Here is a 13217-nt window from a genome sequence, read left to right on the forward strand (position 1 = left end):
ATGACACGAAGACTGCTGTCGGCGCTGGTCACGGGTTCCGCCCTGGCGCTGCTCGCGGCCTGCGGGGCCGCCGGTGAGACGACGGTGCTCCCGGCGGGTCCGCTGGCGCAGACCGCGGTGCCCGTCGTCCCGTCGATCGACAAGCCGACCGGCAGACCCGCGCCGTCGGTCGCGATCGTGCCGCCGACCGCGACCGACGCCCCTCCGGGCTACACCGAACTGCCCGCCGACCGGTTGGACACCCGGGCGCTGCCCGCGGAGTACCGGCAGCAGCGGCGGGCGTGGGTCGCCGCGGACGGGCTGGCGCTGCGCGTGGTCGGGGTGGCCAGGGACAGCTGCGCCGGGGTCGGCGGTACGGCCCTGGAGTCGGCGGACGAGGTCCGGGTGCTGCTGGCGCCGAGGACCACCCCGCAGGGCGGTCCGGTGGACGGGCCGATCTGCACGCAGGTGCTCACCGAGGAGGTGGTCACCGTCGCGTTGTCGGCGCCGTTGGGCCTCCGGACCGTGGTGGTCGAGGCCACCGGGTGACGGTCCGGGGTCACCAACCGCCGTAGGGGACGGTGATGGCTTCGAGGTAGTGGCCGCTGGGGTCGAGGAAGTAGACGCCTCGGCCGCCGTCGTTGTGGTTGATCTGGTTCACGCCCTGCTGCCGGGGATCGGCCCAGTGGTCCAGGCCCAGTTCGGTGATCCGGCCGTGGACGTGGTCGAACTCCTCCTCGGAGACGAGGAAGGCGTAGTGCTGCGGGGCGACCTCGCCCGGTGACTGGGCGAAGTCGAGCGTGCAGCCGTTGGCGAGGCGCACGGCCAGGAACGGGCCGAACTCGACCGGGTCGGGCAGGGCGAACATGTCGGTGAAGAAGCGCGCGGACTTCTCCCGGTCGACGGCGTGCACGATGGTGTGGTTGAACTGGATCGTCATCGGATCCCCCAAGGATCGGATCACTGCCTCCATGCCCCGAGCGAGACGCCCCTGGGACACGCGACGGCGACGATCAAACACCGAGGGGGCCGCGCCCGTCAAGGCGCAACCCCCTCGGGTGTCCACTCAGGACGTCAGCGGCGGAACGAGATCTGCAGCGTCGGCGCGGAGGTGCCCGCGAAGAAGTCGTTGCCCTTGTCGTCCACCACGACGAAGGCCGGGAAGTCCTCCACCTCGATCTTCCACACCGCCTCCATGCCCAGTTCGGCGTACTCCAGCACGTCGACCTTGCGGATGCAGTCCTGCGCCAGCCGCGCGGCCGGGCCGCCGATGGAACCGAGGTAGAAGCCGCCGTGCGCCTGGCAGGCGTCGGTCACCTGCTTGGAGCGGTTCCCCTTGGCCAGCATGACCATCGACCCGCCCGCGGCCTGGAACTGCTCGACGTAGGAGTCCATCCGCCCGGCGGTGGTCGGCCCGAACGACCCGGAAGCGTAGCCCTCGGGGGTCTTGGCCGGGCCTGCGTAGTAGACCGGGTGGTCCTTGAGGTACTGCGGCATCCCCTCGCCCGCGTCCAGGCGCTCCTTGATCTTGGCGTGGGCGATGTCGCGGGCGACCACCAGCGGACCGGTCAGCGACAGCCGCGTCTTGACCGGCAGCGTCGCCAGCAGCTCGCGGATCTCCGACATGGGCCGGGTCAGGTCGACCTGGACCACCTCGTCGGACAGCTCCTCGCCGTGCACCTCGGGCAGGAACCGGGCCGGGTCGCGCTCCAGCGCCTCCAGGAACACCCCGTCCGGGGTGATCTTCGCCTTGGCCTGCCGGTCCGCCGAGCAGGACACCGCGAGCCCGACCGGGCAGGAGGCGCCGTGCCGGGGCAGCCGGATCACCCGCACGTCGTGGCAGAAGTACTTGCCGCCGAACTGGGCGCCGATGCCGAACTGCCGGGTCATGTCCAGCACCTGCCGCTCCAGGTCCACGTCCCGGAAGGCGTGGCCCAGGGCGGAGCCCTCGGTGGGCAGGTTGTCCAGGTAGCGGGCGGAGGCCAGCTTCGCCGTCTTGAGGTTCTGCTCGGCGCTGAGGCCGCCGACGACGATCGCCAGGTGGTACGGCGGGCAGGCGGCGGTGCCCAGGGAGCGCAGCTTCTCGTCGAGGAACTTCGCCAGCCGCGTCGGGTTCAGGACGGCCTTGGTCTCCTGGTAGAGGAAGGTCTTGTTCGCCGAACCGCCGCCCTTGGCCATGAACAGGAACTCGTAGCCGGGGTCGGTGCCCGGCTTCGTGTGGATGTCGATCTGGGCGGGCAGGTTGCTGCCGGTGTTCTTCTCGTCCCAGAAGGTGACCGGGGCCATCTGCGAGTACCGCAGGTTCAGCTCCTGGTAGGCCTCGAAGATGCCCCGGGAGAGCGCCTGCTCGTCGGTGCCGCCGGTCAGCACGTTCTCGCTGCGCTTGCCCATGACGATCGCGGTGCCGGTGTCCTGGCACATCGGCAGCACGCCGCCCGCGGCGATGCACGCGTTGCGCAGCAGGTCCATGGCCACGAACCGGTCGTTGCCGCTGGCCTCGGGGTCGTCGACGATCGCGCGGAGCTGGGCGAGGTGGCTGGTGCGCAGCAGGTGCTGGATGTCCTTGATCGCCTCCTTGGCGAGCAGGGTCAGCGCCTCCGGCTCGACCTGGAGGAACCGGCGCCCGGCGGCCTCGACCACGCTGACCCCGTCCGGGCTGACGAGCCGGTACTCGGTGGTGGTGTCGGGCGCGAGCGGCAGGACGTCGGTGTACTCGAAGTTCGTGGTGGCGGTCACGATGAGCGGGCTCCCTTGCGCGCGAGATGTGCCAAGGAACCTACCCCCGCCCCCACGCGGGCTCCCTGTGATCCGGACCCCGCGTAACCGCCGCCACACCCAGCCCCAAGCCGCAGCCTGCGAAGCCCGCCACGACCACGCTGGTTCAGGAACCCACCGCACCGTGGGGGTCTGGGGGGTCGCCCCCCAGGTACGACCCTGGAGGCAAGGGGGAAGCGCGAAGCGCGAACACCCCCCGGGATGCCGGAAGGCCGGGGCGGCCCCCGGCCGTCCCGACCTCCCGTCGCAGGCGGATGCCGGGGTCGCCGGTCCGCCAAGATTGTGGGTCACTCAGGTTCTCGTGACCGGGGTCACATGTCAACGCTGCTGTTCGGGTGACTCGCATACCAGGACGGCGTGGAGGGAGCGAAGGTTGCTCGTTTTCTGGAAGTTCCCCCAAAACGATCAGGCCGGTCCGCGGGGGGACCGGCCTGATCTCGGAGCTGTAGGTGATCGGTTGGGCTAGCTGGCGTAGGCGCGGAGCTTCTCGGCCCGCTCGCCCTGGCGGAGCTTGGACATGACCTCGCGCTCGATCTGGCGGACCCGCTCGCGGGAGAGGCCGAAGCTCTTGCCGATCTGGTCAAGGGTGCGCGGCTGGCCGTCGTCGAGGCCGTAGCGCAGGCGGATGACGGACTGCTCGCGGTCGTCCAGGGTGGCCAGGACGCGGCGCATGTCGTCCTGCAGCAGGCCGGAGATGACCGCGCTCTCGGCGTCGGTCGCTTCGCCGTCCTGGATGAAGTCGCCCAGCGGGGCGTCCTCCTCGGCACCGACCGGCATGTCCAGGCTCACCGGGTCGCGGGCGTGGTCGAGCAGGTCGGCGACCTTCTCCGGGGTCAGGCCCGCTTCCTTGGCCAGCTCGTCCTTGGTGGCCTCGCGGCCCAGGGACTGGTGCAGGTCGCGCTTGATCCTGGCGAGCTTGTTGACCTGCTCGACCAGGTGGACCGGGAGCCGGATGGTGCGGCCCTGGTCGGCCATGCCTCGGGTGATGGCCTGGCGGATCCACCACGTGGCGTAGGTGGAGAACTTGAAACCCTTGGTGTAGTCGAACTTCTCGACCGCGCGGATGAGCCCGAGGTTGCCCTCCTGGATCAGGTCGAGCAGCGGCATCCCGCGGCCGGTGTAGCGCTTGGCCAGCGACACGACCAGCCGCAGGTTCGCCTCGAGCAGGTGGTTCTTGGCGGAGAGCCCGTCGGCCACCAGCGCGCGCAACTCGGCGCGGCGCGCGGGGGACAGCGCGGGCGCGGTGTCGAGCATGTGCTGCGCGAAGACCCCCGCCTCGATGCGCTTGGCCAGCTCCACCTCCTGCGCCGCGGTGAGCAGTGCCGTGCGGCCGATTCCGTTGAGGTACACCCGGACGAGGTCGGCGGCGGGCCCTTGGGCGTCGAGGTCGGCTTCGTAGGTGAGCTGCTCGGACTCGCGCTGCTGCGGGACCGTCATGGTGCTCCCTCCCCCTGTCGCGGTGGTTCTGACTGTGGAAACGCCGTGGGGACCGGATTCGTTCCCGCTCTCCCACATGGATGACGCCACGTCGACCTGCGCGGTTGCTCAGGTTTGCCTGAGCTTTGGCTGAGAACTCCGGGGGTACCCGGGAACCGGGGGAACGAACAGGGACTTCGGTCACCCGCCGACCGCCACCGTCCACCGCAGACGGTTCGAGGTGCGCGCGGGTGCCTCAGATGTCCAGGACCACGGTGAAGGGGCCGTCATTGACGCTCTCGACCGCCATCTCGGCGCCGAACCGACCGGTCTGCACCCGGGCACCGCGGGCCCGGAGGTCGGCCACGGTCGCGGTCACGAGCGGTTCGGCGACCTCCGGCCGGGCGGCCGCGGTCCACGACGGGCGGCGGCCCTTGCGGGCATCGCCGTAGAGTGTGAATTGGCTCACCACCAGCAGCGGGGCCCCGGTGTCGGCGCATGACTCCTCGTCCCGGAGCAGCCGCAGCTCGTGCAGCTTGCGCGCCATGGTGGCGGCCTGCGCCGCGGTGTCCTCCACGTGCACCCCGAGCAGGACCAGCAGCCCCGGTTCGTCGATCGCGCCGACGGTCTCGCCGTCGACCACGACCGACGCCCGGGTCACGCGGGCGACGACCGCCCTCACGCCAGGTCCACCGGCAGCAGCATCCCGTGCGTGACCAGGTCCGCCACGACCGGGACCGCCGCGGCCACGACCTCCCCGGCGGGCACCCCGTGCCCGGCGGCCAGCAGCGCCAGCAGTTCGCCCATCGGCAGCGCGCCCCGGCAGCCCGCCAGCAGGGCGGTCACCAGCTCGTCGGTCTCCTGCTGCCAGCCCGGCCCGTCGGTGCGGTGCAGCCTGCGGACCAGCTCGCGCCAGCCGTCGTCGCCCGGCTCGGCGACCCGCTCCAGCACCACCGTCGGCGCCACCACGTAGGTCGCGGCCAGCAGGGCCTCGGCGGAGGCGTGCGCGCGCAGCCAGGCCACCCGGTCCAGCCAGCGGCCCGCCTCCTCGCCCAGCGGGTCGTCGTAGTGGTGGCGCAGGTCCTCGCAGGCCACCTCGGTGTCGCTGTCGGTGGCGCGCAGCGTCACGAAGCCGAAGCCGACACCGGAGACGCCGTTCTCGTCGAACCAGTCCAACCACGCCGATGCCTTGGCCGAGCCCTCCGCCGAGCGGGGGTCGATGCCCGCGTCGCGCAGCCAGGTGCCGACGTAGAGCGCGGGTTCGGCGACGTCGCGCTGCACGAACCAGGCGTCCACGCCCTCGTCGGGCAGCCAGGACGTCACCCGGTCGGCCCAGTCCTCGCCGCGCCGGTGCAGCCAGGAGGCCAGGAACTGCCCGGTACCGCCGGGGTTGAGCACCTTCGGCACCCCGCGCACCACCAGCGCGCTGGCGTCGTCGCCCGCGAGCCCGGAGTCGCGGTAGACGTAGTCCACCCGGGGCGGCCCGACGACGAACGGCGGGTTGCACACCACCTGGTCGAACGTGCGGCCCTCGACCGGCTCGAACCACGACCCGCGCAGCGTCTCCACCTTGAGCGCGTTGAGCCGGAAGGTCGCCGAGGCCAACGCCAGCGCCCGCGAGGACAGGTCGGTGGCGGTGATGGCGCCCGCGTGCCTGCTCGCGTGCAGCGCCTGCACGCCGCAGCCGGTGCCCAGGTCGAGCACGGTGCCGACCGGGCGGCGGGTGGTGGCCCTGGCCAGGCTGAGCGAGGCGTGCCCGATGCCGAGCACGTGGTCAGTGCCGACCGGGCCGCCGAGCTGGTCGGAGTCGAGGTCGGCGAGCACCCACCAGGAGCCGTCCTCGTCGGCGTGCGGGCGCAGGTCCAGCCCGGCGCGCACGGTGCCGCCGTCGACGCGCAGCAGGCCGGTGGCGGTGGCCTCGTCCAGGTCGACGCCGGTCAGGGCCGCCGCGACGCGCTCGCGGGGCTGGGCGTCGCCGACGAGGAACAGCCGGATCAGCGTCTCCACCGGGGAGCCGCCGCGGGTGGCGCGGCGGGCGGGCTCGGGTTCGTTGCGGCCCAGGGCGGCGTGCGCCTGCTCACCGAGGGCGGCCACCACCCCGTCGCCGTCGTAGTCGGCCTCGCGCAGTGAGTCGGCGAGGCGCAGGCAGAAGTCGTCGGTCATGACGGGAAGCCGGTTGGACACCGGGGCATGTTCGCACGCCCCGCCCGATCAGCCCCGGCGGGCGAGCAGGTGGAAGAAGCGGGCGAGCAGCGGGTAGGGCATCCGGTCGGCGAGGGCCAGCTCCAGGACCTCCAGCGCGTCCGGGTCGACCCGGGGCGGCACCAGGTCGGCGACGCAGCGGATGCCGTAGTGCGCGATCGGCTCTGCGCCCAGCGCGGTGAGGTCGGCGCGGACGTCGTCGGCGGAGCAGGCGGGCAGCGCGGCCCGCACCCCGTCCACCCAGACCCGGCCGGAGCCTGCGAGGGCGAGCGCGCGGTCGAGGTCGCCCGCGTCCGCGGCGATGAGCGGGTCGGCGGCCGGGTTGGGGCCGACGACCGACAGCAGGCCACCGGGGCGCAGCGGGGCGGTCACCGCGCGCAGCAGCGCCACCCGGTCGTCGACGTGGTGCAGCAGGCCGTGGCAGAGCACCACGTCGAAGGCGGCGGCGGTGAACAGGTGCGGCACGTCCTCGGCGTGGGCCTGCACCACGTGCACCCGGCCGGGCAGGCCCTCGGCGTGGGTGCGGGCGCACTCCAGCAGGGCGCCCGCCGGGTCGAGGACGGTGACCTCGTGGCCGAGCGCGGCCAGCGGCAGCGCGTCGCCGCCCGCGCCGCCCGCCACGTCCAGCACCCGGCACGGCTCCCCGGGCAGGTGGCGCGCGAGGTTGGCGGCCGCGACGCGATACCGCAGCCGGGCGAGCGGACTCTCCCGGCGGGTCTGGGCCATGGCTCCTTTTCTACCGGGGGACACCGAATGCGCTTCGACTCACGTGGCCATGTCCACCCGGATGGCGCAAGCTGGGGATGCGGTGCTAGTACTACCGCGTTCTACGATGAGCGAGGAGGTGGTGTCGTGAAGGACTCCGACCGTGGCGGCACCCCGGTTCTGATCACCGAGGCCGAGCCGTCGTACGAAGACCAGTTCGCGGCCCGCAAGCGCAAGTACATGATCATGATGAGCCTGCGCATCCCCTGCCTGCTGCTGGCGGGGTTGACCTACCACACCTGGTGGCTGGCCCTGGGGTTCGTCGCGCTGTCGGTCCCGCTGCCCTGGATCGCGGTGCTGATCGCCAACGACCGGCCGCCGCGCAAGGCGGAGAAGGTCAACCGCTACCGGCGCGAGGCCACCGCGATCGAGGCGAAGAACCACGAGGTGATCGAGGGCTGATCAGCCGCGGACGAGCGGTCGTGCGCCCACCCGGCCCACGGCCGCGCTCCCCGCGGCCACACCCGCCCGCAGCGCTTCCTCCGGGCCCGCCCCGGACAGCCACGCCACCAGCAGACCCGCGTCGAACGCGTCCCCGGCCCCGGTCGAGTCCACGCAGGTGGCCTCCCCCGCCGGGACCGACACCACCGTGTCCGGTGACACCCAGCACGCACCCCGCGGCCCGTCCGTGACCGCCACCGCGCCCACGGCGTCGAGCAGCGACTTCGCGCTCAGCGGGTCGCGCGAGCCGGTCAGGGCGTGCAGTTCGTCGTTGTTGGGCAGCAGCAGGTCGGTGCCGCGCACCCAGTCCAGGAACGCCGCCGGGTCCTCGATCAGCGCGGCCGACTGCGGGTCCACCGAGGTGCTCAGGCCCGCCGCCCGCGCCGCCGCCAGCACGTCCAGGCCGCCCTGGCGCGAGGTCTCGTCGAGCAGCACGTACCCGGACAGGTGCAGGTGGTCCGCGGCGGCGAGCACGGCCGGGTGCGCGTCGGCGCCCACCAGACCGGTGTTGGCGCCCCGGTCGGGCAGCATGCTGCGCTGGCCGGTGTCGTCGACCAGCACGACCACGCAGCCGGTGGCCGCTGTCGGGTCGACCGCGAAGGCGCAGGCCACGCCCATCGCCTCCAGTTCGGCCCGGACCTGCTGCCCGGCGGTGTCCGCGCCGACCCTGGCGACCAGGGTGGTCGCCGCCCCGGCGTGCGCGAGCCAGGCGGCGGTGTTCGCGCCCGCCCCGCCGGGGGTGATCCGCACCCGGGCCCGGGTGTCGCCGCCGTGCGCGATCGGGTCGCGGTGGCGGGCGAGCACGTCCAGCGCGGCGTCGCCGACCACGACCACGGCGGGGGCGTCGGGCATGCGGTCCTCCAGCGGGGCGAACTGCGTCGGTGCGGAAACCGGGTCGCGGGCGCCCGGCGCCCTAGGGTAGAAAGCCCCTTCGGCCGCCCCGTCCGCGGCCACGACCCCCGGAGGAGGCAGGCAGTGTCGCGCGCCCCGCTGGCCCTCCTCGCGGCCGGGTTCCGCCGCTACTCCACCTACCGCCAGGCCACCGTCGCCGGGATCTTCACCAACAGCGTCTTCGGCTTCCTGCGCTGCTACCTGCTGCTCTCGGTCGCCGCGGAGGCGGGCACGGTGGCGGGCTACAGCGGCCCGGAGCTGGTCACCTACGTCTGGCTCGGGCAGGGGATGCTCGCCGTGGTCAACAGCTGGACGCCGCTGGACCTGGCCGAGCGGGTGCGGACCGGGGACGTGGTCGCCGACCTGCTGCGCCCGATCGATCCACTGTGGACCTACCTGTGGACCGACCTGGGCCGGGCCTGCTTCGCCGTGCTGACCCGGCTCGCCGTCCCGCTGGCGGTGGGCGCGGTCGCGTTCGGGCTGTACGTGCCGGACAACCCGCTGGTGTACCCGGTCCTGCTCCTGTCGCTGGTGCTGGCGGTGGTCACCGGCTTCGCCTGCCGCTACCTGATCGGCCTCACCGCGTTCTGGCTGCTCGACATCCGCGGGCTGAACATGGTGTGGGTGTTCTTCTCCGGCTTCGCCAGCGGCCTGTACTTCCCGCTGGCGGTGTTGCCGGAGTGGCTCTCGACGCTGCTGTGGGTGGCCACGCCGTTCCCGGTGCTGATGCAGTCCTCGATCGACATCGCGGTCGAGCGCGGCGGGCTCGGGCACGGGCTGCTGGTGCTCGCCGGGCAGGCCGCGTGGGCCCTTCTGCTGCTCTGGGCCTGCCGGGTGGTGCAGCGGCGCGGGGTGCGCAGGCTGGTGGTGCAGGGTGGCTAGCGCCCGCGTCTACGCGCACGTCGTCCGGGCGCAGATCCGCTCCCAGGCGCAGTACCGGGCCTCGTTCCTGATCGACCTGTTCGGCAGCATGGCGGTCAACGCCCTCGACATCGCCACGGTCTTCGTGCTGTTCTCGGTGACCGGGGGACTCGGCGGGTTCGGCGGCGGGCCGGTGCTGCTCATGGCGGCGCTGTCGGCGTCGTCGTTCTCCCTGGCCGACATGGCCGTGGGCACCGCCGACCGGCTGCGCGAGTACGTGCGCAGCGGGCAGTTCGACTCGCTGCTGCTGCGACCGCTGTCGACGCTGGCGCAGCTCGTGGCGGTGAACTTCGCCTTCCGCCGGGTCGGCCGCGTCGTGCAGGGGCTCGTGCTCTACGTCGTCGCGCTGGCCGTCGCGGGGGTGCACTGGACCGTCGGCGCGGCCGTGCTGGCGGTGGTCGCGCCGCTGGTGGGCGGGGTCTTCTTCGGCAGCCTGTTCGTCGCCGGGGCCACCGTGGCGTTCTGGTGGATCGAGTCCGGGGAGGTCGCCAACGCGTTCACCTACGGCGGCCGGGACTTCACCTCCTACCCGGTCACCATGTTCGGCGGCTGGTTCCGCGACCTGTTCGCCATCGCCCTGGGGTTCGCGTTCGTGGCGTACCTGCCCGCCCTCGCCCTGCTCGGCCGCTCGGACCCGCTCGGCCTGCCGGACTGGCTGCGCTGGTGTTCGCCGGTGGTCGCGCTCGTCGCCGCCTGCCTCGCCGCGCTGTTCTGGCGCGCGGGGGTCCGCAACTACCGGAGCACGGGATCATGATCATCGAGGTTTCCGGTCTGCGCAAGGACTTCACCGTCACCACCAAGGCAGGGCGACTGCGCCGCGAGCGCACCGTCGTGTCCGCTGTGGACGGGGTGGACCTGGTCGTCGGGCGCGGTGAGCTGATCGGCTACATCGGGCCCAACGGCGCGGGGAAGTCCACCACCCTCAAGGTGCTCACCGGTGTGCTGACCCCCAGCGCCGGCCGGGTGCGGGTGTGCGGGCTGGACCCGGTGGCCGACCGCACGACGCTGGCCCGCCGGATCGGGGTGGTGTTCGGGCAGCGCTCGCAGCTGTGGTGGGACCTGCCGCTGGGGGAGTCCTTCGAACTGCTGCGCCACATCTACCGGGTGCCCGCCGCCGAGCACACCGCCCGGCTGCGCACCTGCTCCGACCTGCTCGGCCTCGACGAGTTCACCCGCACCCCGGTCCGCCAGCTCTCCCTCGGGCAGCGGATGCGCGGCGAGCTGACCGCGGCGCTGCTGCACGGCCCGGAGGTGCTGTTCCTCGACGAGCCGACCATCGGCCTCGACGTGCTGAGCAAACAGGCCGTCCGCGGGTTCCTCACCGAGCTGGACCGCCGCGGCGACACCACCGTCGTGCTGACCACGCACGACCTCGCCGACATCGAGAAGCTGTGCGAGCGGCTGGTGGTGATCGACCACGGCCGGGTCGTGCACGACGGCTCCCTCGACGCCCTGCACACCCGCTACGGCTCGCGCCGCACGATCGTCGCCGACCTCGACGCGCCCTGGCCCGTCGGGCAGACCGTGCCGGGCGCCGCGGTGACGGCGGTGGAGGCCGACGGCACCCGGGTCACGCTGACCCTCGACGGCCGGGCGGCGGGCGAGGTGGTCGCCGCGCTCGCCAGGATCGTGCCGCTGCGCGACCTGTCCGTGCAGGAACCCGACATCGAGGACGTCGTGGCCAGGATCTACCGGGGCTGAGCCAGCTCCACCGCGACCTCGGCGGCCACCCTGGCGTTGTCGGCGACCAGTTCGATGTTGGCGGTGAGGCTGGCGCCGCCACTGCCGCGGTGGAAGTGGTCGAGCAGCACCGGGGTGACGTCCTTGCCGCGGACGTCGCGCTCGCGCAGCAGGTCCATGCCCTCCAGCAGCAGCCGGTCGTGCAGCTCCCGGTCCAGCTCGTGCTCCGCCGGGATCGGGTTCACCAGCAGCACGCCCGCACCGCCGGGCACGTGGTCGCGGTGCGCGGCGATCGCGGCGGCGGCCTGCTTCGGGTCCTCGACCCGCCACGGCACCTCGAAGGCGGACACCCGCAGGTAGAAGCTGGGGAAGGAGTCCGTGCGGTAGCCCAGGACCGGGATCGACCGGGTCTCCAGCACCTCCACCGTCGCGGCGATGTCGAGGACCGACTTCACCCCGGAGCACACCACCGTCACCGGGGTCGCCGACAGCACGTCGAGGTCGGCGGAGACGTCCCAGGCCGCCGCGCCGCGCGGCACGGTCAGGTGCACGCCGCCGAGGCCGCCGGTGGCGAACACGCCGATGCCCGCCTGGGCGGCCAGGGTCGCGGTCGCGGCCACCGTGGTCGCCCCGTCGTGGCCCAGGGCCAGCGCCGGGCCCAGGTCGCGGCGGGAGAGCTTGCGCAGGCCGGAGTCGTCGGCGCACAGCCGCTCCAACTGCCCGCCGTCGAGGCCGACCCTGGCCCGGCCGTCGAGCACGGCGATGGTCGCCGGGACCGCCCCGGCCGCCCGGACGACGTCCTCCAGCCGCCTGCCGACGTCCAGGCTCACCGACGCGGGCAGCCCGTGCGCCAGCAGGGTGCTCTCCAGCGCGACGACGCCGCGGCCCTCGGCCAGCGCGTCGGCGACCTCTTCGGCCAGGACCAGGTGCTCGGTTCCACTCACGCCGGGCATCATGCGTCAGCCCCAGCCCGCCCGCGCGCCCGGGGTCGGCCGGGCTCAGTCGAAGATGCCGCGCGGGGCCGCGACCTGCCGCAACCAGCCCTCCAGCCGCTGCTCCCAGTTCGCCCCGACCGCCGCGTGGGCCACGGTGAACGAGCCGAGGAACGCCTGCCCGCGGTTGCCCAGGCCACCGCCCCTGGCCACCCGCACCCGCTTGGTCACCTCCAGCACCACCTGCACGTCGGCGGGCCGGGCCAGGAACGTCACCACCACCCGGTCGAAGACCCGCTCGAACGCGGGGGAGGGGCCGAAGGCGATCTCCTGCAAGAACGGGAGCTGCTGGTCGACGCCGTCGAGCCGGTCGCGCTCCATGCCCGCCTCGCGGAAGGTGAAGCCGAGCCTGCTCACCGCGTCCAGGACCCGGTGCTGGGCGGGCAGCGGCTCGACCGCCACCGCGTCCACGTCCTGCGGGTCGACCACCGCGCCCGCCAGGTCGAGGTTGGTCTGCAGGCCCACCGCCATGCCGGTCAGGTGCTTGCCGAACACCGTGGTCACCGGCGTCTCCCAGGGCAGGTGCACCTCGAACGGCACCCGGAGCTGACTGCCAGCCCGAACCGTCTCGTGGTCGGCCAGCCGCACGGTCTGCACCGGCAGGTCGGCGGTCTTGCCGCCGTCGCCGGTCTCCACCCTGGTCAGCAGGGTGACGCCGAGCGCGTCGACCTCCTGGTCGACCTGCCCGCCGAGGAGCAGCACCTCGCCGTGCAGGACGCCGCCCGGCCGGACGGCGCGGTCGAGGAGGCGGGCGTCGACCTTCGCCCCACCGGAGCCGAAACCGGCCAGCACCTTCTGGAACATGCCCGGCATCCTGCCGCACGGCGCCACCGCCCGAGCGGGTTTTCGGCGCGGTGTTGCATCATGGAGCCATGAGCGCACCCACCCAGACCCTCCCCGAGGTCGACACCCGCCCGGAGGGCACCGAGACCACCGGCGACGACACGCCGAAGATGTTCCACTACGTCCGCAAGAACAAGATCGCCGAGAGCGCGGTCATGGGCAACATGGTCGTGGCCCTGTGCGGCGAGGTCTTCCCGGTGACGAAGAGCCCCAAGCCCGGCTCCCCGGTCTGCCCCGACTGCAAGAAGATCTACGAGCAGATGAAGGACTGAGCGGCGTTCGCTCCCCCCGCGGCCGCTGCGCCTGGAGTGG

General features: G+C 73.1%; 15 protein-coding genes. 6 read left to right on the forward strand and 9 right to left on the reverse strand.

From position 1 onward, the window contains the following. Positions 1–528, forward strand: coding sequence for a hypothetical protein (locus L6E12_RS19920; RefSeq protein ID WP_236229435.1), 528 nt, complete (start codon positions 1–3; stop codon positions 526–528). Positions 529–538: 10 nt separating this feature from the next. Here L6E12_RS19920 and L6E12_RS19925 read toward each other — a convergent pair whose 3' ends face one another. The 6 genes from L6E12_RS19925 to L6E12_RS19950 form a co-directional block, all read right to left on the reverse strand. Continuing rightward, positions 539–919 carry a VOC family protein gene (locus L6E12_RS19925; RefSeq protein ID WP_236229436.1) on the reverse strand — a complete coding sequence of 127 codons (381 nt, stop codon included), beginning with the start codon at positions 917–919 and terminating at the stop codon, positions 539–541. Between the two features lie 134 nt (positions 920–1053). Next, positions 1054–2715: a fumarate hydratase gene (locus tag L6E12_RS19930; protein WP_236229437.1), complete on the reverse strand. Its 1662-nt coding sequence runs from the start codon at positions 2713–2715 to the stop codon at positions 1054–1056. A 501-nt stretch (positions 2716–3216) separates the two neighbouring features. Next, positions 3217–4191, reverse strand: a complete 975-nt coding sequence (locus L6E12_RS19935; RefSeq protein WP_035280058.1) for a sigma-70 family RNA polymerase sigma factor — start codon at positions 4189–4191, stop codon at positions 3217–3219. Between the two features lie 235 nt (positions 4192–4426). Further along, complete coding sequence (dtd, locus tag L6E12_RS19940; RefSeq protein ID WP_236229438.1) at positions 4427–4852, reverse strand: D-aminoacyl-tRNA deacylase; 426 nt, start codon at positions 4850–4852, stop codon at positions 4427–4429. After that, on the reverse strand, positions 4849–6333 hold the full coding sequence (locus L6E12_RS19945; protein ID WP_236229439.1) for a methyltransferase: 1485 nt from the start codon (positions 6331–6333) through the stop codon (positions 4849–4851). Before L6E12_RS19945 ends, dtd begins: the two co-directional genes overlap by 4 nt. 48 nt (positions 6334–6381) lie before the next feature. After that, complete coding sequence (locus L6E12_RS19950) at positions 6382–7098, reverse strand: bifunctional 2-polyprenyl-6-hydroxyphenol methylase/3-demethylubiquinol 3-O-methyltransferase UbiG (protein ID WP_236229440.1); 717 nt, start codon at positions 7096–7098, stop codon at positions 6382–6384. A gap of 126 nt (positions 7099–7224) precedes the next feature. Here L6E12_RS19950 and L6E12_RS19955 point away from each other — a divergent pair, with 126 nt between their 5' ends. Further along, positions 7225–7539 carry a DUF3099 domain-containing protein gene (locus L6E12_RS19955; protein ID WP_035280055.1) on the forward strand — a complete coding sequence of 105 codons (315 nt, stop codon included), beginning with the start codon at positions 7225–7227 and terminating at the stop codon, positions 7537–7539. Here L6E12_RS19955 and L6E12_RS19960 read toward each other — a convergent pair whose 3' ends face one another. Beyond that, complete coding sequence (locus tag L6E12_RS19960) at positions 7540–8430, reverse strand: carbohydrate kinase family protein (protein ID WP_236229441.1); 891 nt, start codon at positions 8428–8430, stop codon at positions 7540–7542. Between the two features lie 123 nt (positions 8431–8553). Here L6E12_RS19960 and L6E12_RS19965 point away from each other — a divergent pair, with 123 nt between their 5' ends. From L6E12_RS19965 to L6E12_RS19975, 3 genes are read left to right on the forward strand one after another with little or no spacing between them, the layout of a single operon-like run. Beyond that, positions 8554–9351, forward strand: coding sequence for an ABC-2 family transporter protein (locus L6E12_RS19965; RefSeq protein ID WP_236229442.1), 798 nt, complete (start codon positions 8554–8556; stop codon positions 9349–9351). Continuing rightward, the gene (locus L6E12_RS19970) at positions 9344–10144 is read left to right on the forward strand and encodes an ABC transporter permease (RefSeq protein ID WP_236229443.1); all 801 of its coding nucleotides are present in this window, start codon (positions 9344–9346) and stop codon (positions 10142–10144) included. Before L6E12_RS19965 ends, L6E12_RS19970 begins: the two co-directional genes overlap by 8 nt. Next, complete coding sequence (locus tag L6E12_RS19975) at positions 10141–11091, forward strand: ATP-binding cassette domain-containing protein (protein WP_236229444.1); 951 nt, start codon at positions 10141–10143, stop codon at positions 11089–11091. Before L6E12_RS19970 ends, L6E12_RS19975 begins: the two co-directional genes overlap by 4 nt. Here the strand turns inward: L6E12_RS19975 and L6E12_RS19980 are convergent. Continuing rightward, positions 11079–12014, reverse strand: coding sequence for a pseudouridine-5'-phosphate glycosidase (locus L6E12_RS19980; RefSeq protein WP_236229445.1), 936 nt, complete (start codon positions 12012–12014; stop codon positions 11079–11081). The two genes, L6E12_RS19975 and L6E12_RS19980, sit on opposite strands and share 13 nt — an antisense overlap. 54 nt (positions 12015–12068) lie before the next feature. Continuing rightward, positions 12069–12866 (reverse strand): sporulation protein, encoded by a 798-nt coding sequence (locus L6E12_RS19985; RefSeq protein ID WP_236229446.1) that lies wholly within the window; start codon positions 12864–12866, stop codon positions 12069–12071. Positions 12867–12934: 68 nt separating this feature from the next. Between L6E12_RS19985 and L6E12_RS19990 the strand changes: the two genes are divergently transcribed. Then, the gene (locus L6E12_RS19990; protein ID WP_236229447.1) at positions 12935–13177 is read left to right on the forward strand and encodes a DUF3039 domain-containing protein; all 243 of its coding nucleotides are present in this window, start codon (positions 12935–12937) and stop codon (positions 13175–13177) included. Positions 13178–13217 lie beyond the last annotated feature (40 nt).

The sequence above is a fragment of the Actinokineospora sp. PR83 genome (assembly GCF_021056305.1).
GTDB classification, from domain to species: Bacteria; Actinomycetota; Actinomycetes; order Mycobacteriales; family Pseudonocardiaceae; genus Actinokineospora; species Actinokineospora spheciospongiae.